The organism is Neorhizobium sp. PAMB6716, assembly GCF_058242805.1.
Genome location: NZ_CM177835.1, coordinates 2,651,584 through 2,677,249 on the forward strand (window position 1 = coordinate 2,651,584; position 25,666 = coordinate 2,677,249).

At 58.9% G+C, this 25,666-nt stretch carries 17 protein-coding genes; 15 read left to right on the forward strand and 2 right to left on the reverse strand.

Annotation, left to right across the window (positions count from 1 at the left end):
- The first annotated feature begins 18 nt into the window (after nucleotides 1-18).
- From AC4CWH_RS13020 to AC4CWH_RS13045, 6 genes are all read left to right on the forward strand, one after another.
- Nucleotides 19-1,608 carry an AfsR/SARP family transcriptional regulator gene (locus AC4CWH_RS13020; RefSeq protein WP_491319078.1) on the forward strand — a complete coding sequence of 530 codons (1,590 nt, stop codon included), beginning with the start codon at nucleotides 19-21 and terminating at the stop codon, nucleotides 1,606-1,608.
- A gap of 39 nt (nucleotides 1,609-1,647) precedes the next feature.
- On the forward strand, nucleotides 1,648-2,637 hold the full coding sequence (locus tag AC4CWH_RS13025; RefSeq protein WP_491319079.1) for a phosphatase PAP2 family protein: 990 nt from the start codon (nucleotides 1,648-1,650) through the stop codon (nucleotides 2,635-2,637).
- Nucleotides 2,638-2,806: 169 nt separating this feature from the next.
- Nucleotides 2,807-3,310, forward strand: coding sequence for a hypothetical protein (locus AC4CWH_RS13030; protein ID WP_491282482.1), 504 nt, complete (start codon nucleotides 2,807-2,809; stop codon nucleotides 3,308-3,310).
- A gap of 69 nt (nucleotides 3,311-3,379) precedes the next feature.
- Complete coding sequence (locus tag AC4CWH_RS13035; protein ID WP_491319080.1) at nucleotides 3,380-5,128, forward strand: vanadium-dependent haloperoxidase; 1,749 nt, start codon at nucleotides 3,380-3,382, stop codon at nucleotides 5,126-5,128.
- 301 nt (nucleotides 5,129-5,429) lie between these two features.
- Complete coding sequence (locus tag AC4CWH_RS13040; RefSeq protein WP_491319081.1) at nucleotides 5,430-6,365, forward strand: hypothetical protein; 936 nt, start codon at nucleotides 5,430-5,432, stop codon at nucleotides 6,363-6,365.
- Nucleotides 6,366-6,703: 338 nt separating this feature from the next.
- Nucleotides 6,704-10,102, forward strand: coding sequence for an AAA domain-containing protein (locus AC4CWH_RS13045; protein ID WP_491319082.1), 3,399 nt, complete (start codon nucleotides 6,704-6,706; stop codon nucleotides 10,100-10,102).
- Between the two features lie 288 nt (nucleotides 10,103-10,390).
- Here the strand turns inward: AC4CWH_RS13045 and AC4CWH_RS13050 are convergent, their stop codons facing one another.
- Both AC4CWH_RS13050 and gntH read right to left on the reverse strand, forming a co-directional pair.
- Nucleotides 10,391-11,818 carry an FAD-binding oxidoreductase gene (locus AC4CWH_RS13050; RefSeq protein WP_491319083.1) on the reverse strand — a complete coding sequence of 476 codons (1,428 nt, stop codon included), beginning with the start codon at nucleotides 11,816-11,818 and terminating at the stop codon, nucleotides 10,391-10,393.
- A gap of 39 nt (nucleotides 11,819-11,857) precedes the next feature.
- A complete protein-coding gene (gene gntH, locus AC4CWH_RS13055) occupies nucleotides 11,858-12,952 on the reverse strand; it encodes a guanitoxin biosynthesis MBL fold metallo-hydrolase GntH (RefSeq protein WP_491319084.1) in 1,095 nt (364 codons plus the stop codon).
- Nucleotides 12,953-13,389: 437 nt separating this feature from the next.
- Here gntH and hisC point away from each other — a divergent pair, with 437 nt between their 5' ends.
- From hisC to AC4CWH_RS13100, 9 genes are all read left to right on the forward strand, one after another.
- Nucleotides 13,390-14,502, forward strand: a complete 1,113-nt coding sequence (gene hisC, locus AC4CWH_RS13060; protein WP_491319085.1) for a histidinol-phosphate transaminase — start codon at nucleotides 13,390-13,392, stop codon at nucleotides 14,500-14,502.
- 635 nt (nucleotides 14,503-15,137) lie between these two features.
- The gene (locus tag AC4CWH_RS13065; RefSeq protein ID WP_491319086.1) at nucleotides 15,138-16,166 is read left to right on the forward strand and encodes a Bug family tripartite tricarboxylate transporter substrate binding protein; all 1,029 of its coding nucleotides are present in this window, start codon (nucleotides 15,138-15,140) and stop codon (nucleotides 16,164-16,166) included.
- A 10-nt stretch (nucleotides 16,167-16,176) separates the two neighbouring features.
- Nucleotides 16,177-16,620: a tripartite tricarboxylate transporter TctB family protein gene (locus AC4CWH_RS13070; RefSeq protein WP_491319087.1), complete on the forward strand. Its 444-nt coding sequence runs from the start codon at nucleotides 16,177-16,179 to the stop codon at nucleotides 16,618-16,620.
- Nucleotides 16,621-16,632: 12 nt separating this feature from the next.
- Entirely contained in the window at nucleotides 16,633-18,132 is a 1,500-nt protein-coding gene (locus tag AC4CWH_RS13075; protein WP_491282493.1) for a tripartite tricarboxylate transporter permease, read from the forward strand.
- Nucleotides 18,133-18,222: 90 nt separating this feature from the next.
- Nucleotides 18,223-18,786: a MarR family winged helix-turn-helix transcriptional regulator gene (locus tag AC4CWH_RS13080; protein ID WP_491319088.1), complete on the forward strand. Its 564-nt coding sequence runs from the start codon at nucleotides 18,223-18,225 to the stop codon at nucleotides 18,784-18,786.
- A gap of 709 nt (nucleotides 18,787-19,495) precedes the next feature.
- Nucleotides 19,496-22,942: a response regulator gene (locus tag AC4CWH_RS13085; protein WP_491319089.1), complete on the forward strand. Its 3,447-nt coding sequence runs from the start codon at nucleotides 19,496-19,498 to the stop codon at nucleotides 22,940-22,942.
- A complete protein-coding gene (locus tag AC4CWH_RS13090) occupies nucleotides 22,939-23,772 on the forward strand; it encodes a CheR family methyltransferase (RefSeq protein ID WP_491282496.1) in 834 nt (277 codons plus the stop codon). The genes AC4CWH_RS13085 and AC4CWH_RS13090 overlap by 4 nt, the downstream gene beginning before the upstream one ends.
- Nucleotides 23,769-24,341: a chemotaxis protein CheB gene (locus AC4CWH_RS13095; RefSeq protein WP_491319090.1), complete on the forward strand. Its 573-nt coding sequence runs from the start codon at nucleotides 23,769-23,771 to the stop codon at nucleotides 24,339-24,341. Before AC4CWH_RS13090 ends, AC4CWH_RS13095 begins: the two co-directional genes overlap by 4 nt.
- The gene (locus tag AC4CWH_RS13100) at nucleotides 24,338-25,480 is read left to right on the forward strand and encodes a hybrid sensor histidine kinase/response regulator (protein WP_491319091.1); all 1,143 of its coding nucleotides are present in this window, start codon (nucleotides 24,338-24,340) and stop codon (nucleotides 25,478-25,480) included. Before AC4CWH_RS13095 ends, AC4CWH_RS13100 begins: the two co-directional genes overlap by 4 nt.
- Nucleotides 25,481-25,666 lie beyond the last annotated feature (186 nt).

The following is a 25,666-nucleotide window of genomic DNA, read 5'->3' on the forward strand; positions in this document are numbered from 1 at the left end:
CAAGCCGACGAGTTCTTTATGCGATCATCGAAGCCATTTTCAGTTAAAGTTCTTGGTGCGTTCGATCTTGTCGATCGCAACGGGCATTCGATTCGGCCAGCAGGTCGCAAGGACTGTGCGCTCATTGCGATGCTTGCACTGACGCGAAATCATCGTCAGACCCGCACTTGGCTTCAGGACAAGCTGTGGGGCGATCGCGGACCGGCGCAGGCCGCTGCGAGCCTCAGGCAATCATTGACGAGCCTGCGCACCATATTCAACGCCGAAGCTGAAGTCTTGGTCGCAGACCGTACATGGATCTGGCTGGAACAAAGTTACATCGACTTCGACCATGTCGTGCCAGGTGCAAGAGGCGAAGTTTTGCGGGGCCTTGATCTGCGAGAAGAGGGCTTCAACGACTGGCTACGGCAAATCCGCAGCGAGGTTGAAGCGCGCGACACGCGATGGGGTTTGGTCGACGCGCCAGGCCTGCCAGACAGGCGCTGGCATCTTGACCTGCCCTCCCACCCCATGGCGGACGACGGACTTGCGGGAATATGTGAATCCCTGACCGAGAGTATCATTGAGGCTCTTTCCGTCTTAGGCCTCAACACAGTGATAGGAGTTCAAAGCGACGGCGCCCGGTCGCCCCGCGCCACAGACATGGTGGTGCGGATGCGCGCGCTTCGCCTGGGATCGGGAGGAACCTTGTCCATCTCCATCACGGACGGTTTTGGTTCGCTCAGATGGCAGATTCGTCGCGAGATCGAGCCAAACCGATGGCATGAGCTGCGCCGGATTCAATCCGAGATAGTTCAGATGCTCCAGGACTTCGCCATTCGAACAGAGGCGAAGAGCCTGCGCGGTGCACAATGGAGCGCACACGCCAACTGCTGTCAGGCATTGATGGGCATGCTCGTGCCGGGATCAATGGCACCCCGGGAAATCATACGGTGCAGCGAGGGGGCTTTGGCCGCTGAAGAGAATGGCCTTTATCACGCCCTCCTGGGCGTCGGGCACTTGATGTTGCTGAACGAACGGAAAAGGCACGCCACACTTGACAGTCAGCAGGTGATGGAAAGCTTCCGGACGGCAATGCGGCTGGCGCCCGGCAATGGTCTTGCTTTTGCCCTGGCAGGCCACAGCTACGGCTTCTTGTTGCACGACCTGGAACGCAACCTGACCTTGACCCGAGAGGCGGTCCGACTGTTGCCCGGGAACGGTGCGTGCTGGACCTTCTATGCTGTTGCGTGCGTGTATTGTGGCAAATCGACGGAGGCCGTGAAAGCGGCCCGGAATGCGGTGTGGCTCTGCCGAGGCACGGTGGCGCAACCCTTTGCACTTGCCATTGAACAGTTCGCCTATTTGATGGCCGGTCAGCCGCGCAAGGCAATACAATCGGGTGAGGCATCCCTTGAGCATATTCTGTTTCGCCCAACGATCATGGATCTGATGACCGCATACGCACTGCTGGGCGAGACAGCAAAAGGGCGTGAGAAGCTCAACACTCTTATTGCACGAGAACCCGACCTGTCTTTGGACATGCTCCGCTCCGGTGACTACCCGATCGTCAATCAGGCTCATCGGGAATTGACCGTACATGCGGCGATGCAACTGGGCCTGAGATAACAAAGGAGTAGTCAAGTGAGGCTAGCACCCTACGGAGTGATGCATGACGACCTGAAATCCAAGACCAAGGCACCGGACACGCAGCCAGGGGACTGGGCTGCGGGCAACACCGACTATCCGGCCATCATCAGCAGATGGATTGCCGAAGTTGCAGACAAGATCTGGCCTCGCTGGGAAAATGACGCCTGGACAGGCGACGCAATCAATTTTGCAGAGCGCGCAACGCACGACGAACTGGCTATCGCGGTTTCACTCTACCATGGTGGCGGAGATCAACTTGGGATTCTCTGCGAGTTGGCGGGTTCGAACGCGCCTTTCGAAGGCCCGCAGCGTGATCACAACTGGCACTACCGGATCGAGGATGCCCGACTTGATCACCCGGACTACAACGATATCCAACTGCCAATCTGTTTCTCGTCTTCGCTCGAGTACCGGACCGGCAAAGACGGCACGGCAAATTATCCGCTCTATGGGGGGCCAGTGATGGATCCTGCTACTTTCAAGACAAAGTTCTTGGAGGAGGCTTCGGCAAAGCGGCCTGAGGTTCTCGGACTGAAGCAGCTTTTCCAACGCCCGCGTCCCAGAGCAGCAGCGACGGCATTGGGGGTGAAGGGTTTCCGGTGGGTTGCCGCCCACCGGAACGTGCATACCGGCCAACATCCAGCATTCCCGAGCGGCCATTGCATGCAGGGAATTCTGGGCGGCTGCACCGTATACGAACAACTGATAAAATCGGGCAAGAAGCCTACCCCTGAGGAACGCGAGCAATTGCAGAAATACATGGTCGATTGGGGAGACCGACGGGTCTTTGCAGGGGTGCATTACATGACCGACAATATTGCATCCTGGACGCTGTTGCGGCGGGTAATCCCACATGTTTTCGAAACTGAAGAGGTCGAAGAACTCGCGGTTCAGGCGATCACTCGGCACAGCCGGGTCTTCGCTGATATCATCAGGCATTTCGACAAGGCCAGCACGGCTCGCCAATTTCTTTTGGACGGATTCCCGGAGGCCAACATCGCGTCGTGACCCACGTCGATTGTCGCGTCGCAAAGCAGCCTCCACGCCATGCCCGACTTCGCACAAGCCTGCGGAAGCTTCCATAATTGACCGAATTATTGACGATGGTTTAACGATCGATTGATCCTGCGCTCACGGGCGAAGGACACAGTGCCGGCAGCAACACAGGAGGCTGCCGATGACCTCAGATACCTTCCGCATCGCAATGCTCAATACGCTGCGTGTCGGCCCCTACGACACGCCGCACCAGACCAACCCATCCGTGCACGAATGGCTCATTGCCGCCCGAAGCGGCCCGGGCGGTGTTTTTCTGGTCATCTCGGACACGGCGATCCCGGTCGATCCCAACGCGACGTCGGCGCCAGATGATCTGAGCGAACAAAACTCGATCGTGGCAATCCTCGCCGAGGACCGTGCCGACGCGCTGCAATTTCTGATGGTACGTCATTTGCCGGCGTCCGTTACCGTCCCCGGCCGTTTCTTTCCGGCAGACGGCATGGCCGAACTGCGCAAGGACGACACACGAATGCGCCTGACCGCCTTCGGCCGGCATGCGCACAGCCGTGGCTCCACTGATGGCCAGGCGGTGCTCCACGACATCCCGTACCCTGCGCCTAATGCCGAGGGCGCGCTCAACTGGCATTTCGCGGCCGAAGAACGGCCGTGGGTCGGAGCCGGCTGATAAGGCGGGGTACACCAGAAATTTTCCTCGTCCCCTTGCCCAACTGACCACCCACCCATGGAGAAACCAATGCTTGTTCTACCCGAAATCGACGAGCCCTCGGGGCTGAATGCCTTTCCGGTCCTGTACTGGAACCATGCCGGTCTGCAGATGAACCGGATCACCCATTCGCTGGGTGGCCCGCAGGGCGGCCCGACGATGAGCTCCCGCGCTTTGGGACTTCTGCATCTTGCCATGCACGACGCCTTCTTCGGGGTGCTGAACGACACCGCGAACCCGTCGATGTGGCTGGACGCCGCCAATCGTCCTCCACTGCCCGCCGGCCTCGCGGTAGACCTTACGACCGCCAACGCGGCCCTGACCGGCGCGGCGATCACGATACTTGAGCGGCTCTACGGTGCTCCGGGCAATATTTCGGGCGCGGCGAGTTGGACGCTGACGACCGCCCTGCAGGAGTTTAAGAGCAGCTACAGCAACCCCATCAATACCAACTCTGAGGACTATCGGTACGGTGTGGAAATCGCCGAGAAGGTTCACTCCGCACTCGCCGTGCTGCCGGGCGAGCCGGGGGCCGATCAGGGGAATTACAAGCCCAAGGGAGGCCGTTACCACTTCGATGACGAGCCGCTGAACCCCGTCCGCCTCATGGACATCGACCCCAACAATCCGAGCAAGGGAAAAAAAGCGCAGCGCGTCTATCACGGGCCTTTTTATGGCACGACGGTGAAATCCTTCGCGGTAACGGATCCGGACGGTCACCGGATCGCGGCATGGCCAGATCCGAAAAAGCCCGGATACCCGGCCGCGCTGAGGGAAGTGCACCGCCTCGGTGGCGCGGCATCGCTGAATAGCACTATGCGGAGCGCGGACCAGACCGTCGCCGCCTATTACTGGGCCTATGATAGTGCAAACCTGATCGGCACGCCGCCACGCCTCTACAACCAGATTCTGCGTGAGATTGCCTGGGCCAAAAGCAACCCGGCAAACACCGAACTCGACAGGAGCAAGGAGTTCGTTCGGCTTTTCGCGCTCGCCAATGTCGCGATGGCCGATGCGGGTAAATTTGCCTGGGCCGAGAAATACCGTCACGATTTGTGGCGCCCGTTGTCTGGCATCCGCCAGCACGACGCCAGCGCCTTCGAGACCGATGGTGGCAGCGCTCAAGTCGTGCCGCCAGCCGACCCGTTCTGGCTTGCCCTGGGCGCGCCCGAAACGAATACCAACAAGCTCAGCTTCAAGCCGCCGTTCCCGGCGTATCCTTCGGGTCATGCAACCTTCGGTTCCGCCTGCTTCCAGATGGCACGACTTTATTACGCCTCGATCGGCACCGCGACCGTGGACAAGAACGGCCCAGACGACATTACCTTCAGTTTCGTGTCCGAAGAGATGAACGGGATCAGCCGAGATTTGCATCAGCCCCACGATCCGTCATCGCCGATCGAAGACCAGCCGGGTCTCGTGCGGACCTATGTTAAGCGCAAGTTCCCCTCGCTCTGGCATGCGATCTGGGAAAATGCCTTCAGCCGCATCTGGCTGGGCGTGCACTGGCGGTTCGACGCCTTCGACTACGCGGATGTCGCAAAAGGCCCGGATGCCGAAGGTGACGATGCTTACAAGAACCCGGCGGAGGTGAGCTATTCATATGTCTGGACCGCAAAGCGCGGGGACAACGATCAGCTTCCTGTCGGCGGCGTGCCGCTCGGTCTCGGCATCGCCAACGACATTTTCGCCGACGGGATGCGTCAGCAAGAGGGGGCGATGCCTGCTGCAAGGTCCGTGCCACTGCAGAGCAAGATCAGCAATACCACTTGTAAATGATACCACCATCGGCGCCCCGAATTCGTCGGGGTGCCCCTCCCACAACGGAGTGTAATCCCGTGATCGTCGCCCAAGGCATCTTCACCGATCGCAGGCTTCGAGGACAGGCGGGGAATCGAGGACGGCGAGGGACGGTATTTCCCACGCCCGGCCTTCGAGATGCAGGCCGCGGGTCCCTTCCACTCGGTCACCGGGCTAACCCTCATCCTCGGCGGCCGCCAGATCCATGGACATACCGATGACCCAGAGTTGGAAGAGGCGCTGAACCGCGCCCGCAGCAACACTCAATAGGAGAAGCACCATGCTGTTTTCCGCTGCCGTCGATACGGCCATCGGCCTTATGATGGTCTACCTGACCCTTAGCCTGATCTGCACCAGCATCAACGAGGCCATCGCCGGCCTGTTGCGGCTGCGGGCTCGCAATCTTTACAACGAGGTGTCGCATGCGTTGGGCGACACGACGGTGAATAAAGCCTTCTGGGAAAGCAGCCTGATCCGCAGCCTTTCGCGGGGCCAGGGGTTGCTGGACTTCAAGCCTCCGCCGACGCCTGTATCCGCAGTCACACGAATGCATGCGCCTAGCTACCTGGATCGCCGGGATTTTTCCCTCGCGCTGATCGAAGCGCTGCGACACATCGATGGATCGAAATCCGATGTCAAGCAACCGCTAGATTTGGCGATCCTTGCGAAAAAGATCGACGCGAACTCTCCTCTGCCGCGTCTTCTGACGGCCCTTGGGATCGATGCGACCTCCACGATAGAGGAGACCCAAAAGGCCCTCGGGGACTGGTTCGATCAGGTGATGGACCGAGCCTCAGGCGCCTACAAGCGGTGGATGTCACTGCTCTCCTTTGCGGTCGCGCTGGCGTTAATTGTGACCATCAACGCCGACACCCTGCAGATCGCCCGCACCTTCTGGTACGACGAAGCCCTCAGGACGGCATTCGTTGAGGCGGCCGCGCAGCTGACCGCCGCGTCTGCCGACGGGTCCTCTGTTCTACCCGATCTCGCCAAGGTCAATGGACCGCTGCCTTCGCCCCTGGGTTGGTCAATGCCGGGATCCTTCGGCGGGGTCCAGACTGCACCCTTGCCCAAAGCCCTCGGTCTTCTGCTCACCGCCTTCGCGGTAACCCTTGGCGCGCCGTTCTGGTTCGATTTATTGTCGCGCTTCGTCGCCATTCGCAATAGCGGCCCGCCGCAGAATAAGAAGAGCCCGGCTGAGTTAGAACGGCAATGATGGGGTAATCGCCGGTTCCACGCTCGGCCAAACCAGGCAGCGGAAATAATTGCCGCTTTAGCCCTCCGGTTAACCGATGCCCAAAACCGGGACGCAAAGGTGGCATCCATGGTCGCGCGCGATGGGGAAACAGAGGGGATTCCAGGGTCCGCCGCTGCCACAGGTTCCGTAGCGCAATCGCAGGTGACGCCTCCGGTCAAGACCTCTGAACTGCGCCTGTTTGCAGCCCTGCCAAAGAGAAGACCTCAGGCGGATGTTATCCCAGGGATGGAGTGCATTGCGGTTTTTGTCTTATATATCTGCACCCTAACCTCAGCAAAGCGAGTAGTGCAGATTTCATGACCGCAAGCATCCGAGACAATCTGCGCTACTGGCGAACTTCGCTCGCCGATGGCGCGCTGGGTGACGGAAAATTCACACAGTCCGACCGTAAGCGGTTTATTGATATTCATGCGGGCGCGCTGAAGACCGGGGTGCTGCCAAAAGAGGTCTTGGATTTGGTGTTCCGAGACCAGATTTCGGCGAGGAGCGTTGGGGTTCGGTTATGGCCTCTTGTTACCGCGCGAAAGTCGTCACACGGGGCGGCGCGAGCGGGCGGATTACCAGAAATCGTGGCGCCGGTGGTCACAGAGGCGACCGTCGATCGAGAGGGGAAGATCACACCGATACGAAACGCACTTGCCCGGGAACTGCTGACGCCGCTTCCGTCTGGAGAGTTTGCCATCGGTTCTATCGACGACCTGGATACATTTCTGACCGAGACGCCTCTGCCCGATATGTCGGGCACCGCCGCATGGGAGGACTATCTTGGCCATTGCCGCAAGATGGTGGATGCCGTTTCGCAAGGGTGGCCCCGTGGGGATGCAGATTATCAGCCGATCGGCTCCGGCTTTCTGGAATTGGCTGAGGATGTAAATGCGACAGTGCGGGCAAGCCTTGATCTTTATGACAAGCTTCTGGCCGAAACACCTGACACGCCGTTGCTGAAACAGATTGTGCAGCCGCAGGAGGCTGTCACGGACCTGGACCATCGGATTGAACAGGAGTTTGCCCGCAGGCTTGGCCATTCAAACCCGAACTTCCCGTTGACTGAACAACAAAGGCAGGTTCTGGCCTGGCTGGATGCCTCAGGGTCGGGAGAGGTGATCGCCGTAAATGGCCCGCCCGGGACCGGCAAAACCACTATGCTGTTGTCGGCCGTAGCGGGCCTCTGGGTAGGTGCAGCGCTTCGTGGTGAAGACCCGCCGGTGATTGTGGCCGCGTCATCTAACAATCAGGCTGTGACGAACATTATTGACGCCTTCGGCAAGGACTTCGATCAAGGAGCGGGTCCGTTTGCAGGGCGGTGGTTGCCTGATGTGGATAGCTTCGGGATGTTTCTTGCGTCACATTCCCGCCGTCTTGAGGCAGCCCGTCGCTACCAGACCGAAGAGTTTCAGGTCGAGCGCGAGACGGTTGCCTATGTCCAGCGCGCGAAAGACCACTATCTTCAGGCGGCCAGGGTCGCATTTCAAGAACTTGCCAACCCCGATCTGGAGCGTGTGGTGGCGGCGCTGCAAGAGCGGATGGCGGGTGAAACAGACAAGCTGACGCAGATCGATCGCGCCAGCCACGCCTATCGCGCGGCCAGTGCCACTCTTGCAGCAAGCCTTGGCCCTGATCCTGATGCCGCTTTAGCTTCGCGCCGTGAAAAGGCAGCAGCACGAACGGCCGCGGTGGAGAAATTCCGCGCAGCAAAAGCTGCCCTGGACCAGTATCTGGCGGCAGAATCGCCGCTGATCGGGTTGCTCGGTTTCCTGCCCTTCGTTGAAAGGAAACGCGCCTTGCGGGCTCGGCTCGCCATCGGTGAACTCATGCCGGAGTTGGAAACAGCCAAGCGGGTTTCAGACATCGAGGACAGGGTTCGAACCGATCTACAGGCTGCGAATGAGGCGCTGCACTCGGCCGAGCAGGCATTGGCAACAGCCAGAACGCTACGCCTCAATTTCCAGGAGGCGGAGATCAACTGGGCCAAAGCGAGGGAAGCCTTTGGCGGGGCCGATGACTTGGCAGAACTGGAGCGTCAGGCAGACCTCGATGTCCGGTTTTCCCTCTTCCTTTTGGCAACGCACTACTGGGAAGGTCGCTGGCTTCTGGCCATGGAAGCTGACCTTGCCGGGATCGTCGCCTCCAAGGAGAAAAAAGGAAAGGCGACAGTCATTCCTCGTTGGCACCGTCGCATGATGTTGACCCCCTGTGCCGTGGCAACATTTGCCAGCCTACCAGGCAAGATGACCTACAGCCGCCGTGACGGTGGCAAGTGGGCCACTGAGTATCTCTTTAATTTCATCGACCTATTGATCGTCGATGAAGCCGGTCAGGTTTTGCCAGAGGTCTCAGGTGCGTCTTTCTCATTGGCGAAGCGTGCCCTGGTGATTGGTGACACGCAACAGATCGAACCGATTTCATCGGTGCCCCGACCTGTGGACGTGAGCAATCTTCGACACAACGGCCTTCTCCCGAGCGAAGCCGGCATTGACACACTTGTCGACCGCGGGATCTGCTCGACCAATGGCAGTGCCATGCGCCTTGCACAGCACGCCTGCCGAGTGTCGCCGTATCCAGATCTCGAGAAGGGTCTCTACCTCTTCGAACACCGGCGGTGCTACGACGAAATCATCAGCTTCAACAATGCTCTGTGCTACAAGGGAAAGCTGCGACCGCTGCGGGGAAAGGCACCGGCAGACAGAGGCCTTCCGGCGCTTGGATATCTGCACATAGACGGCCGTGCAGTTGCGTCAGGGAGCAGCCGCAGCAATCCACTCGAGGCGCAAACTATTGCGGCCTGGCTTGATGCAAACCGAGCTGAGCTAGAACTGCGCTACGGCAGGCGGTTGGAACAGATTGTTGCAATCATAACCCCTTTCGGCCGACAGGCTCGCGAAATCAGGGGGGCCTGTGCCAACCGCAAGATCGCGGTCGAAGGGCGCGAAGGCATGACCATCGGAACCGTCCATTCGCTGCAAGGTGCCGAACGACCCGTCGTGATCTTCTCGCCTGTCTATTCGAAACACGCAGACAGCAGGTTTATCGACATTTCGCCCAGCATGCTGAACGTGACCGTCTCCCGGGCAAAGGACAGTTTTCTAGTGTTTGGTGACATGGACGTTATTGCGGCAGCGAAAGCCGGGTCACCAAGGGCAATCCTCGCAGACTTCTTGTTGGCATCAGAATTGAGTAGGCTTGAGTTTGCGGCCGAGCCGCGCATGGACCTGAATCAGGGGAACGCTCAGCTTCAGATGCTGCGGGATGCGGCTGGGCATGATGCTTTCCTTCTGGATGCGCTGTCCGGCGCTGGCCGCCGCTATACTATCGTCAGCCCGTGGGTGATCGCATCCACGATGGAACGTGTTGGACTGATGGCCGCATTCGAAGCCGCCATCCAGCGAGGCGCCGAGATCGATGTATTCACGGATCCGCTGCTCAACCTGGGCCCGGCGGCCGATGGCCTGACCCAGATGGAAGCGGTCGAGAAGGCCTTCTCAAAGGTCGGGGTACGGCTGCACAAGCTTCCAAAGCTGCACAGCAAGATCGTCGCGATCGACACGGACCTTCTTTGCATCGGGTCTTACAACTGGCTCAGTGCCGATCGAAATGGCCAGTATGCACGCCACGAAACATCGTTCGTCTACCGAGGGCAGCATCTGGAAGAGGAGATCAGTACCATCGTTGGCAGCCTTCGCCGCAGAGAAAAATAATGGGTAGAAACTCGACTGCAGTGCGAGCGCCCTCGCTCAGCCTCATATGCACCGAGCCCTGAAATTGGCGCAGCGCCAAAACCCGGATCACCGGCCGCTTCTGAACTTGGCATCACAGGCTAAAACGATGCGCAACCTAAAGCACGTTCGCTTTGGCGCGCAAGACAGCCTTGAGCTCTAAAGTGGCCTTCTCGATGGCCGTCTCGATGGGTTGAAGTCGGGGCTGGAGGGCGGACGATAGAGCAAGACCGTCATGTCCTCGATCATACGGCGGCGAAGAGGCCAAGCTCAGCCTGCATCGATCAGTTTGCCCGGGTTAAAGATCTGCATCGGGTCAAGCAGCTCTCGGATCGACACCATCAAGTCGATCTCGACTTTCGTCTTTTGAAGACGGATGCGATCCTTGTATATGGTTCCCACCCCATGTTCGGCCGCAATGCTGCCTCCCATACTCCAGATGAGCGCGTCGATCTTTTCGACATAGAGCCTGCAAAGAGCGTCCAGCGCATCGGCAGGACGTTCCGGCGGGAAGATGGAGAAATGGATGTTCCCGTCTCCGACATGACCGACGGCATAGGGGATGGCTTCCGGTTCATGGCTCTTTGCGATTTCGGCTGACCGCTCCAGAAACTCCATCATGCGATTGATGGGAACTGAAACATCCCATTTGATCTGCTTTCGGCGGAAATATTGGGTGGGCATCAGCTGCTCACGAATTTCCCAAAGATTTCGTTCCTGTGCTTCCGATTGTGCCATCGCGGCGTCGGAAAAGATCTCCTCCTCGAGACCGCGTTCAAACAGCCGCTCCAGCGCAGCCGTGACCGGTTCAGGGCCAGCCATCCTGATCAGAAGATACCAATCCGCCTTGACCTCGAGCGGGCGCCGCAGGGCGGGATATCGCTTGAGAGCCAGTTCAATACCGAGCCCGTTCATCAGCTCGAACGCAACGAGTTGCCCCTTGGCGATCGATTTCGCCAGATTGAAGCAGTGCATGAGCCTGGATGTGTCCGTCAGGACGGCGAACATGGAAGCCTGATGAACCGGGGCGGGATGCAGCTTGAAGACCAGTCTGGTGATGATGCCGAGGGTTCCTTCGGAGCCAATGAACAGATGCTTCAGGTCATAGCCTGAGTTGTCCTTGACCAGCGAACGAAGGCCGTTCCATATGCGACCGTCGGCGAGAACGACCTCCATTCCCAGAACCTGTTCGCGGGTGGTCCCGTACTGCAACACGTTCAGTCCGCCGCCATTGGTCGCCACCGCCCCGCCGACCTGTGCTGTTCCGCGGGCGCCCCAGTCTGGCGCGAACAGGCGTCCGGCGGCGCGTGCTGCGTCCTGGACCTGCTGAAGCGTTGCTCCTGCTTCCACGAGGATTGTTGAGCACTCTTCATCGAGGTGGATGATGCGGTTCATCCGCGACATCGAAAGGATGACGGCGTTCTGGTTGGGAAGAGGCACCGTCATGCGGCACACATTGGTATTGCCGCCCTGGGGAATGACGGCAATGCTGTACTTTGCGCAGATTTTCACCGCCTGGGAGACTTCCTGCGTCGACGCGGGGCGCAAGACAGCCAGGCACCGCTCCCCGTCTCCGGCGACAGGCGTTTCGAACGGTGCCGTATCAGCGCCGGTTATCATGCCTGCCTGGCCAAGGAGGCCTGCGAGTTCCTCAAGGGCACCCTCGTTCAATCCTCGTCCGATCTGACTGTGGCTCATGTGGAAACTCTCCGGTTCTGGCGGCTTCAGTCGTGCGCCCTAGATGGCATCGGCAATGAAGGTACTGACCCCATCGACCTTTATCTCGGCGTCCTTCAGCCATTGGGACATCTGCGCCACCTTCTGGGTTTCCATGGCCGGGCGTTTTTCGCCGTGATTATGGGCAGGCACCGGCCAGGCAAGGTCGGGCACGCAAGCCTGACGCTGGGTGATCTTCTCCTTCGTCACATTGAGCACCATGAGATCTTCAGCAAGAGCGGCAGGCCCCTTCCAGGTAACCCGCAGGTCATCGATGATCGGAATGCGCAAGCTTTCAGAGATCATCGTATGATAAATCACGCCCAGGCGCGGTTGGCACAAGTCAAAGATCTTTCCGGCGGAACGCGGCGGGCAATGGACGCCATGGGCGATGTTCTGCGCGATCTGCAGGGGAAGATGGGTCTTCTGTGCATAGTCTGCTGCAGGCACGAATGCCTCATGAATGAGAACGTCGACGTTCTGGGCGTTATCGACCATGAACTGGCTTGGCTTTCCGTCGCCGAGGAAGGCCATGGACAGGCCATTCCAGTCGAGACGATAGCTGACCGGACCATCAATGCAATGTATGGCAGGAAAGGCACGAATGGTGACGCCGTTTTCCTCGAAGATCACGTGACCGTTGATAGAATAATCGAACTCGGTGAAGTCCGTCTGCCAGCCCGTGCCGGCGCTCACAACCCCTCTGCGGCTTTCAATATCCCAGGCCATCATGTCGGTGAACGCCTTGCCGAAAGCAGCCGTGCCCAGGCGAGCCTCGCCAGCAGATGGCCCCCACACGCGCAGCGGCGTGAAGCGACCCCGAACCATGCCCATGCCATAGAGAGCGCCGATATCGCTGAAGTGATCGATATGGAGATGGGTCAGAAAGACCTTATCAAGCAGGGAATGCGGAATGCCGAGCGCATTCAAGTTCGCTGAGCTTCCCGTGCCAAGGTCAAAAATGAACTTGTCACCGTTTCCCAGTTCGACGAGCCAGCCAGGCGATGCCTGACGGCGCCGACAAAAAGGCATGCCCGTGCCGAGTGCGGTGATGCGCATTTCATCGGCAAGGATCTCTTCGCCAGGATAAAAGAAATTGACGTCACGAATTGCCATACGAATTTTCTCCTAGGACTGAATTTTAAGAAACGCATCGCTGTGTCAGCGATGCGCGTTGAAAGCTTTGGGGGCGCTCTTCTTTGCCCATGAGGCGACCGGAGCCGAAGCCTACCCATTCAGTATGCTGCAGACTTCGGCGCCCCCTTTCATGACGTCATTGCTCCGACAGCAGCGAGCCGCGCGCCTCACAGCCACCTTCCGGCAAAGGCCCCGCCTTCGACGCGGGAGCCGGCGCCTCTAACTGATCATCTTCTGTTTCAAGCGTGCACCTCGTCTAACGTCTGCCCCGCGTACAGAACGACCCGGGCATCCCGCGGCTCCAGTGTTGACGCAAACCAAAATCGATTTCAACACAAAAATATGCTTGCTCATTTTATGACGACACATATATCTTTTGTCAGGAGCGGAACAACAAAAAAGCGAGGCAAGCCCGGATGAGTGACGCCAGCAATTCTCCAACACCGAAGCCCAGCATCATGAAGATCGCCTCGTATGTGCCAGGACGCAGCGCAGCCAAACCGGGGGTGAAGGTTCATAAGCTTTCATCGAACGAGACGCCGCTTGAACCGAGCCTCTCGGTTATTGAGGCCTGTCGCGAGGCGCTTGCAAACCTGCCCTTCTATCCCGACGGATCGGCTTCGAGGCTGCGCGAAATGATTGCTGAAACGCATGGCATCGAGCGCGACCGCATCGTCTGCGGCAATGGCTCGGACGAACTCATCGGGCTCCTTGCGCGCCTCTATCTCGACGCGGGCGACGAGGTTGTCTTGTCGCAATACGGGTTCCTGGTCTACCGGATACAGGCGCTTGCGAGCGGAGCCACCCCGGTCCTCGCACCGGATCGGGACTATTGCGCCGATGTGGATGCTCTGATCGCCAGGATCACCGACAGGACAAAGATTGTCTTCCTCGCCAACCCCGGCAACCCCACGGGCACCTATATCTCTCGCTCCGAGGTGGAACGCCTTCTGGACAGCCTCCCGAAACATGTTCTGCTCGTGATAGACGCCGCATACGCGGAATATGTTCAGCAGGACGACTACTCGCCCGGTGCGCACCTGGTTGAAAAGCACGACAATGTCGTGATGCTGCGGACGTTGTCGAAGATTTACGGTCTGGCGGGGCTTCGGGTCGGTTGGATGTACGCGCCAGCGCCGATCGTGGACGCCATCAACAGGATCCGGGGGCCCTTCAACCTCAACTCCTTGGCCATTGCGGCGGGTTGTGCGGCCCTGAAGGACCGCCAACATGTCCAGGCTGCCATTCGCCACAACAGCCAGTGGCTGTCCTTCGTGACAGCAACACTGCGTAAGATCGGCCTGACCTTTACGCCAAGCGTTTGCAACTTCGTGCTGATTCATTTCCCCGACGACGAACCGTCCAGGAGCGCGTCAGCAGCGGACGAATTTCTGACGGCGCGCGGCTATGTCTTGCGCCCTGTGCGCCCTTATGGACTGAACAACGCATTGCGCATGACCATTGGATCGGAGGAAGCCAATCGGGGCGCCATGCTCGCCTTGAGCGAATTCATGTCCAAGGCGCGGTAACGCCTGCCGCTGGACGGCACCTCGCGGTGCCGGCGGGCTGCTTTGTCAGTCGATTGTCAGCAGGCCTCGCCGCGTTTGCCTGCCTTGCTGGGCGCCACCAAAGGCGATGCATCACCCGGCCTCAAACACGTCGAAAAGAAAACGGAGGGAACAGACGAGACTATTGCATGACAATTCATATGATGTCACAGTTTCTATATGGAAAGCGGCCTGATGTTCAACACTGCTGAAACGGTAGCGCGGGCGCCTTCCTGCATCCCGGATTGGAAATGCAGACTGCATAGCGCGTAAAAACCTGATCCGTTGTGGCGATCAACGAAATCAGGTCCGACGATCTCCGAAACGGGAACGAGTTTGCGGAACTTTGGAATCTGAATCACCCTGACTTGTCGACGACAAGTGATCCCACAAGATGACAACCGGGGCCTGATGATCCGCCGAGGGCTCTGAGGAAATACAGTTCAGCAACGAGAAGAAGCCCCTTCGGAACGGGAAGATTCCGTCGAGTGGCCGTTGCCCAAGCTGCCAGCAGGCATGGAGAGACCGCAAGGGCCTCGATTGGCGCACCAGGCGCATCCTGCAATGGCAGTCTTGCAGATCAATCTGAGCAGCGATCAACGCTGCCGGGAATGACGATGTTCATGAACAACATAACAAGGGAACATAAAATGCTGGGAATGACCAAATTCATCAAGAAGTCGCGGATCTGCAATCTGATCGCGGCGGCAGGACTGCTGCTCGGCGCTCATTCGGCCATGGCCGAAGTGGCCTATCCGACAAAAGCCGTCAAAATTATCGTTCCTTTCCCGCCCGGCGGCACCACTGACGCCTTCGCGCGTTTCGTGGGCGAGCAGTTGCAAGCCAAATGGGGCCAGTCGGTGATCGTCGAGAACAGACCCGGTGCCATGGGATCCGTCGGCACCGAAGCTCTGAAAAAGGCTCCGGCGGACGGCTATACGATCCTGCTCGGTGCCAGCTATCTGACCATCGCACCCAGCCTGTTTTCCACGCTCCCCTACGATGCACGCAAGGATCTCCTTCCGACCGGCGTCGGCGTCAGCTATCCCTTGGTTCTTTATGCATCTGCCAGCATGGGAGTGAAAACCTATGCTGAAGCCTTGGCCAAGCTGAAAGCAGAGCCTGACGCTTACAATATCGCATCGGCCGGAAACGGCACGCTGGCTCATATCGCAGGTGAACTGTTTCAGCGTGATGCCGGCGTGAAAATGGTCCACATTCCCTATCAGGGAACGGCACCCGCCCTGCTTGACGTGATCGCCGGCCGCGCGCAGTTGATATTCGAGGCCGCTTCGGCAGGAAAAGGTTATCTCAAGACGGGGCAGTTGGTCCCACTGCTCCGCAGCTCGTCAGCGCCGATAACCGGTTTCGAAGCCATTCCCAGCGCCGCATCTGTTGGTCTCCCGGCTCTCGATATCGCACCTTGGAACGTGTTCTTCCTGCGCACCGGCACCGATCCGGCCCTTGCCGCCAAGATCTCTTCGGATCTTTCGGCGGTCGTATCCTCCCCCGCCACCACCACCCTGTTGAGTGAACAGTCGAACGAGGCCGTTCTATCGAACACGGTGGACTTCTCCGCTCGCATGGAGCGCGAGTTGAAGCAGATGAGCGATATCATCAAGTCCGCAAACATCAAGGCGAACTGAGGGGGTCATCATGCAACGAGATTTCCTCAACCGGGACACTCTCACCGGTACCCTGTTTGTCGTGTTCGGGGCCCTCTGGCTTTGGCTGGGTGGGGATTATCCCTTGGGAAGTGCTTCGCGGCTGGGCCCCGGAGCATTCCCGCTCATGCTGTCAGTGGCCCTGGTTGCCATCGGCGCCGCTGTCATACTGAAGGCAAGCCGGGCGAGCGGCAAAGTGCGCATATCGGAAGCAAGGGAAGTGTTCTTCATCCTTCTGGCGGTGGCACTGTTTTCCCTGGTGGAGACGCTTGGCCTTTTCTGCTCGGGGCTTCTGGTTGTCCTGATCAGTTCCTTTGCGCATCGCGACTGGAGTTTTGGTCGAAGGTTTGCCTACGGCCTCTGCCTGACGGCTTTCGTCGCCTTGATCTTTCACGGGCTGATCGGGCTCACGACGCCACTTTGGCCGACGCTCTGAGGACCCCATCCTATGGATATGTTTTCACATCTTGCGCTCGGTTTCGGCGAAGCTTTGACGGGTATCAACCTGCTCTATTGTCTCGTGGGAATTCTGCTGGGAACCTTGGTCGGGGTACTCCCCGGTCTTGGTCCCGTGCCAACCATGGCCATGCTTTTGCCCGTCACCTTCGGTCTGCCGCCAACGACGGGTTTGATCATGCTCGCCGGCATTTTTTATGGCAGTCAATACGGCGGCTCGACCTCCGCGATCCTGTTGAGGTTGCCGGGGGAAGTCTCCTCCATCGTCACGGCTTTGGACGGATACAAGATGGCGAGGAGCGGTCGCGCCGGATCCGCACTGACAGTGTCGGCTCTGGGCTCATTCTTCGGCGGCTGCATGGCCACGTTCTTCTTGGCAGCGCTTGCTGTACCCCTGTCGAGTTTGGCTCTCAAATTCGGACCGGCCGATTATGTATCCCTCATGGCCCTGGGCCTGGTCGGCGCTGTTGCCCTGTCATCCGACTCGACCTTGAAGGCCGTCGGTCTGGTCCTCGTCGGCATGCTGCTCGGCCTTATCGGGACAGACCTCACCTCGGGCCTCGTCAGGTACACATTCGACATTGGCTTTTTAAGCGATGGTATTGATTTTGTCGTCATTGCCATGGGGCTGTTCGGCATCGCGTCCGTCATATCCAGTCTGGCAGAGGTGGCATCAGCACCCACTGAAGTCCCGAAGATCGGCCGATTGAGGATGACACGGGAAGAGGTCAAAGCGTCGGTGCCGGCGATCCTGCGGGGCACCGTCATGGGCAGCGTTCTCGGGATTTTGCCGGGCGGCGGCGTCGTTTTGTCTTCTTTCATGTCCTATCTGGTCGAAAAGCGCCTTTCCTCGACCCCGGAACGTTTCGGCGAAGGGGCAATCGAAGGCGTTGCGGGGCCTGAGTCCGCAAACAATGCGGCCAGCCAGACGACATTCGTACCCCTCCTCATTCTGGGCTTGCCAACCAATGCGGTTGCCGCACTGATGGGTGGAGCGATGATGGTCCATAACATCGTGCCCGGCCCCGAAGTGATTTCAAGCAACCCATCCTTGTTCTGGGGCCTGATCGCTTCCATGTGGATCGGCAATGCCATGCTGCTGTTTTTGAACCTCCCGCTGATCGGCCTTTGGGTGCGGCTGGTCTCCATGCCCTATAAATACATTTTCCCGGCGATCATCCTGTTTTGCTGCATCGGGGTTTATGCAACGAGTTATCAGCCAGGCAACGTTGTCTTATTGATGCTGTTTGGGCTCTTCGGCTATGTTCTTTATCTGCTGAACTGTCAGCCTGCACCGCTGCTGATGGGAATGGTGCTAGCACCCCTTCTGGAGGAACAATTCAAGCGCGCCATGCTGATGTCGCGGGGAAGCCCCATGACATTTCTGGACAGCCCGATCTCTGCGTTTTTCATTGCACTCATTGTGATCGTTCTGCTGGTCTCGGCTCTTCCGCGCGTCACCAGCTGGCGAAGAACACACATCGTGGAATGAGATGTTCGTCTTGAGGGCAACCTCAAAAATTTACCGGGTGTGGGAAGGAATGGTATCCGCCTTCCGCGAAGTTGAACGATATGTCATACAATGACTGCAAATATTTGTCGGGATGAAGATCAATTGAATGAACCGGAGCGCGAAACGGTGGCCCCCGAGAAAGACCCAATTCTCGGCCACCAGATACCTGATGTCGCAAGCGTCATACACGTCGCGGTAGACCGCCTTCACCGCATCATGCGAAGCGAATTCGATGCCTTCCTGAAGGTAACCGGCGACCTGAAGCTCGCGGAATGGCGCGTCATGGCCGTTCTCCACGGCAATGGGTCCATGGCTCAGAAGGACATCATTGCTGCAGTCGTCGTGGAACAGGCCCAGGTCAGCCGCGCACTTGCATCGCTGAACAAGGCCGGGCTGGTGCTCATCCGAAGGGGACGCAAAGACAAGCGCGTCTGGTTGTTCAGCCTGTCGGAGAAGGGAAAACAGCTCTACGAGACGATAAAGCCCCTGGCGCTCGCCCGCCGGGCCCGTCTCGACGGCGTCTTGGGCGAAGAGGGAAATGCGCAGTTTTTCAGGATGCTCCGCGCTTTGGCCGATGCGGCGTTGAGCGGCCAGAACCATACCGAAACCGACATCAGCACGTTGGAACTATAACGAGGAGACCGTGCGCGGACATGGACCTTTCAGGTCTTTGGAAGGCAGGCGATGGTGCGATCGCTTTCGATCTTCATTCATTGGCTGCCGCAGATTGTTTGCCCTTCAATCGGTGGCGGCGATGATGTTGAGACATCACTTCAGATTGTAGGCGCCGGCGGCGGGACGGATTTGCAAGCCAGCTTTCCAAAGCCCCACCCCGCCAGCGCAATCGTCGTGGCCCATAGCTGCGTTTCCACCTCCCGAAGATTTTCTCGATCCGCCCGCGGATGCGATGGATCGCGGAGCCGCTTCCGCGGCGCATGCACCGAGGTCCCGTTCTCGGAGTTTCCGAACCTTACCACCTGGCAGCAAGGGCTGCTTGACACTGTGTGTGCCCGCCTGGGCAGAGACGAAGCGGGAGGTGGACGCGCGTATCGACAGCGCACCGGCTGGCGCAGGGATGGAACTATGAGCGCGCAAGGGGCGGCGGGGGATTCCGAACTCTTCTGGGTCAGGAGTTCAATTCGTTCGAATTTCAGTACATTCTTGCTTTATGGATAGAATAATTGCTACCTAGCCCTCATCACAGAGATCGTGATCGGCTGAGTTTGACGACCCGACATCCTTAAGGTTTCGCGACGCCGAACGCCAATCCAATGCCGACGCCACCGCTCAATCTCGACACAGCACAACCGAGTGCCCAGCCCACATAGTCAGAGCTTTTCACATGCACAGAAAAACAACCGCCCTGGCAGGCAGGAGAACGCTCGGTCTGGAGCATAACGTTGCCATCGGCTTGCTGTCGGCGATCTTCTTTTTCATCGTCAGCACCGCAATATCCATCTACACGGTCCAGAACGTCAAGGACAGCAATGCGGGGGTGACGCAGACGCATGGTCTTGTCGTGGCGCTCGACCTTCTTCTGATCGACATCCAGGATGCGGAAACTGCCCTGCGCGGGTTCCTCCTGACAGCCGACGAAAGCTATCTCTTGCCGTATCATCGCGCCCTTCCTCAGGTTCAGGGCCGTATGGACAGCATCAACTCGGCTGTCACGGCCGAAATGCGGGAACGCGGAAGTGTCGAGGAACTGCGGGGCTACCTCTCGTCCAAGCTCGAGGTGATGGCGCAAACCCTTGGGCTCTTTCAGAGACAAGGGGCAGCGCAAGCGCTGGCGCTGGTAAAATCGGATCGCGGCCGCAGCGACATGGACGGCATCCGCACTATCATATCGCAACTTCGCAATGAGGCTACCGAAGATCGAAGCCAGCGCCTCGGCGAAATGGACACCTCCTACATCATTGCCTGGGTGAGTGCGCTCGCCTCCGGTGTGCTGGGCATTGGCCTTACCCTGGTCATCTCAGCCCTGACGAGAAAAGTGTCACTGGCGAGAAGGCGCGATCAGTGGCTGCAGGACGCGCAACTGGGCCTCGCGTCGTCCCTCGCTGGCGAGCAATCGCTGGGCGAACTGGGTGAAAACATCCTCGGTTTCCTCACGAACTATCTCGGCGCCGTGGCGGGAGCGATCTACGTCGAGCACGCCGGCCGCTATCAGCGTACTGCCGTCCACGGCGTGCCCTCGGACGTCACCCTTCCGGCAAGTTTCGGCAGGAATGACAGCCTGTTCGGGCATGTGCTGAGAGATCACCGTCCGATCGCGGTCGGCGAAGTGCCAGATGGCTATATCAGCTTCGGCTCCGGTCTCGGACAGCAAAAGCCCCGTCATCTTGCTTTGGCACCGGCAATCGTCGAAGGCGACATCAGGGGCGTCTTCGAGCTTGGCTTCCTGTCGCCCGTCAGCGACGAGACCTTGCAGCTTCTGGAGAAAGTTTCCGAGATTATTGCCTTGGCCATCCGGTCCGCCGAGTTCAGGACACGCCTTCAGGCCCTTCTCGAAGAGACGCAGCGGCAATCGGAAGAACTGCAGGTGCAGAGCGAGGAGCTGCGCGTTTCCAACGAAGAACTGGAGGAACAGGGCCGGGCCTTGCGCGAACAGCAGGCGCGGCTTGAGCAGCAGCAGGCCGAACTCGAACAGACGAATGCGCAGCTAGAGGAGCAGGCGCAGGAACTGGAGCGCCAGAGGGACGACCTTGAAAAGTCGAAGGACGCCATCGCGGCCAAGGCGAAAGAAGTGGAGCTTGCCAGCCGCTACAAGTCGGACTTCCTGGCCAACATGTCGCATGAGTTGCGCACACCGCTCAACTCATCGCTGATCCTTGCCAAGCTGTTGGCCGACAATTCCGACGGCAACCTGACGGCGCAGCAGGTGCAGTTTGCCCAGACCATTCAGTCGTCCGGCAATGACCTCCTCAACCTGATCAACGACATCCTCGACCTGTCCAAGATCGAGGCGGGACATGTGGAAATCAATCCTGAAGCGGTGTCTATCGAGCGCACGGTCAATTCGTTACGCCACCTGTTTGAACCGCTCGCGGGCAACAGGGGCATCCAGTTCAACGTCTCCGTGGCCGCAGACACACCCGCCGTCATCGAGACGGATCCGCAGCGCCTGGAGCAGGTTTTGAAGAACCTCCTGGCGAACGCACTGAAGTTTACGGAAAACGGCAGCGTCTCGCTTGCGGTGCGCCGTTATGGCGACAATCAGCTTGCCTTCGCCATCAAGGATACGGGCATCGGCATTGCCGAAGAGCAGCAGAAGCGCATCTTCGAAGCATTTCATCAGGCCGACAGCACGATCAGTCGAAAATTCGGTGGCACCGGGCTCGGCCTGTCGATCTCCCGCGAACTGGTACGGCTGCTGGGAGGCCGCTTCCAGCTTGAAAGCAGCCTTGGACAGGGCAGCACGTTTACCGTCATCATTCCTGCGGCCTTCGATAAAACGCTTGTCCAGGCCCCGAACCAGACAGTTGCCGACGCGACTTCTGCCGTCGCAGAACCCGTTTTGCGGCCGGCGACCGAGGTCACCGCACCAAAGCCGATGGCAGCCGCGATCATCGAGGACGACCGTGCAGCAACGGAGGGTACGGCACGCAAGCTGCTGATCGTCGAGGACGATCAGTCATTCGCCCTCATCCTCAGGGATCTCGCCCGGGAATTGAAGTTCCAGGCGCTCGTTGCCGGGACCGCACAGGCAGCTCTTGAACTCTCCTATCAGTATTTGCCCGACGCCATCCTGCTGGATGTCGGCCTTCCCGATCAATCCGGCTTGTCCGTGCTTGACCGCCTGAAACGCGATGTGCGGACCCGCCATATTCCCATCCACATTCTTTCGGCCGAAGACTATTCCGATCGGGCGCTCTCGCTGGGTGCCGTCGGATATGCACTGAAGCCGGTTCAACGCGATCACCTGGTATCGGTGATCGAATCCCTTGGCGCAAAGGCCGAGCAGACGCTGCGGCGCGTCCTGATTGTCGAAGACAACACCGTTCAGCGGGATGCGCTGTCAAAACTTCTGTCATCGCATGACGTTGAAACCGTGGGTGCCGGCACGGCAGCCGAATGTGTTGCTCTGCTCGCAAAACAGACCTTCGATTGCATGGTTCTGGATCTGTCGCTGCCCGATGCATCCGGCTTTGCGCTTCTGGAGACGCTGAGCCAGGAGGGCATGCATTCCTTCCCGCCCGTGATCGTCTACACCGGTCGTGTCCTGTCTGCCGAGGAGGAGCAGAGGCTTCGCCGTTACTCGAAATCCATCATCATCAAGGGCGCAAAGTCGCCGGAGCGACTGCTCGACGAAGTCACGCTTTTCCTGCACCAGGTGGTGTCCGAGTTGCCGGACGAGCAGCAGCAGATGATCCGCAAGGCGCGCAATCGCGACGAACTGCTGGAGGGGCGCCGCATTCTGATCGTCGAGGATGACGTGCGCAACGTCTACGCCCTCACCAACATTCTCGAGCCGCGCGGCGTCCTGGTCGATATCGCCAGAAACGGCCAGGAAGCGCTGGAAAAGCTGGAGCAGTCGCTGACCAAGGCCGACGCACGGATCGATCTCGTCCTGATGGATGTGATGATGCCGGTCATGGACGGCCTGACGGCCACCCGTCATATCCGCCGCAATTCGGCATGGCAGAAACTGCCGATCATCACCTTGACCGCAAAAGCCATGCCTGACGACCAGAAGCGCTGCATCGAGGCCGGCGCCAATGATTACATGGCCAAGCCGCTCGACGTCGAAAAGCTGTTGTCTCTCGTGCGCGTGTGGATGCCGCAATGACCGAGACATTCGAAAAGATCGAGGACATCGAAATCCGACTGCTGCTGGAAGCGCTTTACCACCGTTATCATTATGACTTTCGCAGTTACGCCATGTCGTCGATCCGGCGGCGCCTGCGTCAGGCCCGCGAGCAACTGGGGTTTGCGACGATTTCGGCCATGCAGGAGCGTGTCCTTCACCATCCGGACATGCTCGCCGACATGCTGCGCTACCTTACGATCCAGGTCAGCGAGATGTTTCGCGATCCCTCCTACTTCGCAGCCATCCGCGAAAAAGTCATTCCGCACTTGCGCACCTATCCTTCGCTGAAGATCTGGATCGCCGGATGCAGCTCCGGCGAAGAGCTGTATTCCTTCGTCATCCTGTTTCGGGAAGAGGGTCTGGAGGAGCGGACGCTGTTTTATGCAACGGATATCAATCCGGATGCGCTCGCCCACGCGGAAGCGGGGATTTATGACATTGATCGCGTCAGGCTGTTTACCGAGAACCATCGTCAATCCGGCGGCAAGGGGTCTTTGTCCGACTATTACACCACCGGTTACAATCGCTGCATCCTGGACAAGAGCCTGCGGCGCAACGTGGTGTTTTCAGATCATAGCCTCGTGACAGATCAGGTCTTCGGGGAGATGCAGTTTGTCTCCTGCCGCAATGTGATGATCTATTTCGACCGAACCCTGCAGGACAGGGCCGTCGGTCTGTTTCGCGATGCGCTGCCGCGCAACGGCTTTCTCGGCCTGGGCTCCAAGGAGACACTGCGCTTTTCTTCGCAGGCCGACGGCTTCCGGGAATTTGTCCGTGAGGAGAAGATCTATCAGAGGATCGGCTCATGAGGGGCGATCCGGACGGTGCCGTAATCATCGGTGCATCAGCCGGGGCGCTTGAGGCCCTGTCTGCGATATTGCCTGCACTCCCTGCGACTTTTCCCTATCCGGTCTTTGTCGTTGTGCATTTGCCGCCCAGCAAACGCAGTGTGCTGGCCGCGATCTTTGACCTGAAATGCCAGCTTCGGGCGATTGAAGCGGAAGACAAGGAGCCCGTTGCAGCCGGGTCCATTTATTTTGCGCCGCCTGATTACCATCTGTTGCTCGAGGGGCGAACGCATGTCGCGTTATCCAGCGAGGAAGAAGTCCTGTTCTCGCGCCCTTCGATTGACGTGGCATTCGAAAGTGCGGCGGACGCCTGGGGCCGCCAATTGACGGCCATTGTCCTGACCGGCGCCAATCATGACGGTGCCCATGGCCTTTCGACCGTTGTGCGCGCTGGCGGCACGGCGATCGTGCAGGATCCCTCCAACGCCTATGCAAAGGCCATGCCCGAGGCTGCCATTCGCGCCTGCCCGGAGGCTCACATCATGACATTGCCCGCCATTTCAACCTATTTGCAGAACAAAGCCCGATGACAACCGCTGTTAAATTTCTCCTCGTCGACGACCTGCCGGAGAACCTGCTTTCCCTGGCGGCCTTGCTGCAGAGCGATGATCTCACGCTGCTGAAGGCAAGGTCCGGCGATGAAGCCCTCGAACTTCTCTTGCAGCATGACGTGGCGCTGGCCCTCATCGACGTGCAAATGCCGGGTCTCAACGGCTTCGAACTGGCCGAGCTGATGCGCGGCAACGAACGCACAAGGCGGGTGCCGATCATTTTTGTCACCGCCGGAACCCACAGCGCGGAGCGCCGCTTCCAGGGATATGAAGCGGGTGCCGTCGACTTCATCCAGAAGCCCATCGAACCCGACATCCTGCGCAGCAAGGCAGATATCTTTGCCGAACTTTATCGCCAGCGGGGACTGCTTGCAGAGCAGCGGGATCTGCTGGAGGAGCAGACACGTGCCCTGCAGCTTGCGGATAATCGAAAGAATGAGTTCATCAGCGTCCTGGTTCACGAGTTGCGCAACCCGCTGGCGGCTCTCAATGGCGGCTTGAAGCTTCTGTCGCGAAAGCCGGACGAAGCCAGATCCGACCAGATCCAGGGCCTCATGCACCAGCAGATGGATCACATCATCCGGCTCGTCGACGACTTGCTCGACGTGTCGCGGATCACGCAAGGCAAGATCAATCTGGTCAAGTCTGAATTCGACGTGAAAGAGGCCGTGGCCACGGCGCTGGAAATGACAAGGCTGGCCGTCGAGGAAAAGCAGCACGCCCTGATGTTCAGGGCGCCGGAACAGCCATGCCTGATCTACGCCGACAAGGTGCGCCTGACACAATGCGTCTCAAACCTTGTCAATAATGCCGCAAAGTATACGCCGCGCAGCGGCCAGATCGAGGTGGTGCTGGAATTGCATGAAAATGCCTGCCGCATCAGCGTCACCGACAACGGACTGGGCCTTACGCCTGAGAGTTCGATGGCGATCTTCCAGATGTTCGAGCAGGTCGAAGAGCATCGGCGTCACGCGCATGGGGGTCTCGGGATCGGCCTTGCTCTGGTCAAGCAGCTGATGGAATTGCACGGCGGCGACGTGACCGTGTCGAGCGATGGTCCAGGCCTGGGCAGTACCTTTTCCCTCGATCTGCCGAGACACGCAGACGAAACCCAATGAGGCGAATGCGCGGTTGCAGGATCCGCTCCAGCGCCGTCGAATGGCAGAGGCCTCTGCGCCTGACTGTTCACCTGCCAGCAGAAATAAAAGGCGGTGCTGGCGAGACTGCAAACCTATCGTTGCGAGCGATTTGGCGATAACTTAAAACAGAACCGAGCGAATGCATGGCCGTTGCTATTGGCACGT

Bases quoted from the DNA above. Each gene is read 5' to 3' on its own strand.
- AC4CWH_RS13020 (WP_491319078.1), top strand. From the start codon at position 19: ATGCGATCATCGAAGCCATTTTCAGTTAAAGTTCTTGGTGCGTTCGAT.
- AC4CWH_RS13025 (WP_491319079.1), top strand. From the start codon at position 1,648: ATGCATGACGACCTGAAATCCAAGACCAAGGCACCGGACACGCAGCCA.
- AC4CWH_RS13030 (WP_491282482.1), top strand. From the start codon at position 2,807: ATGACCTCAGATACCTTCCGCATCGCAATGCTCAATACGCTGCGTGTC.
- AC4CWH_RS13035 (WP_491319080.1), top strand. From the start codon at position 3,380: ATGCTTGTTCTACCCGAAATCGACGAGCCCTCGGGGCTGAATGCCTTT.
- AC4CWH_RS13040 (WP_491319081.1), top strand. From the start codon at position 5,430: ATGCTGTTTTCCGCTGCCGTCGATACGGCCATCGGCCTTATGATGGTC.
- AC4CWH_RS13045 (WP_491319082.1), top strand. From the start codon at position 6,704: ATGACCGCAAGCATCCGAGACAATCTGCGCTACTGGCGAACTTCGCTC.
- AC4CWH_RS13050 (WP_491319083.1), bottom strand. From the start codon at position 11,818: ATGAGCCACAGTCAGATCGGACGAGGATTGAACGAGGGTGCCCTTGAG.
- gntH (WP_491319084.1), bottom strand. From the start codon at position 12,952: ATGGCAATTCGTGACGTCAATTTCTTTTATCCTGGCGAAGAGATCCTT.
- hisC (WP_491319085.1), top strand. From the start codon at position 13,390: ATGAGTGACGCCAGCAATTCTCCAACACCGAAGCCCAGCATCATGAAG.
- AC4CWH_RS13065 (WP_491319086.1), top strand. From the start codon at position 15,138: ATGTTCATGAACAACATAACAAGGGAACATAAAATGCTGGGAATGACC.
- AC4CWH_RS13070 (WP_491319087.1), top strand. From the start codon at position 16,177: ATGCAACGAGATTTCCTCAACCGGGACACTCTCACCGGTACCCTGTTT.
- AC4CWH_RS13075 (WP_491282493.1), top strand. From the start codon at position 16,633: ATGGATATGTTTTCACATCTTGCGCTCGGTTTCGGCGAAGCTTTGACG.
- AC4CWH_RS13080 (WP_491319088.1), top strand. From the start codon at position 18,223: ATGACTGCAAATATTTGTCGGGATGAAGATCAATTGAATGAACCGGAG.
- AC4CWH_RS13085 (WP_491319089.1), top strand. From the start codon at position 19,496: ATGCACAGAAAAACAACCGCCCTGGCAGGCAGGAGAACGCTCGGTCTG.
- AC4CWH_RS13090 (WP_491282496.1), top strand. From the start codon at position 22,939: ATGACCGAGACATTCGAAAAGATCGAGGACATCGAAATCCGACTGCTG.
- AC4CWH_RS13095 (WP_491319090.1), top strand. From the start codon at position 23,769: ATGAGGGGCGATCCGGACGGTGCCGTAATCATCGGTGCATCAGCCGGG.
- AC4CWH_RS13100 (WP_491319091.1), top strand. From the start codon at position 24,338: ATGACAACCGCTGTTAAATTTCTCCTCGTCGACGACCTGCCGGAGAAC.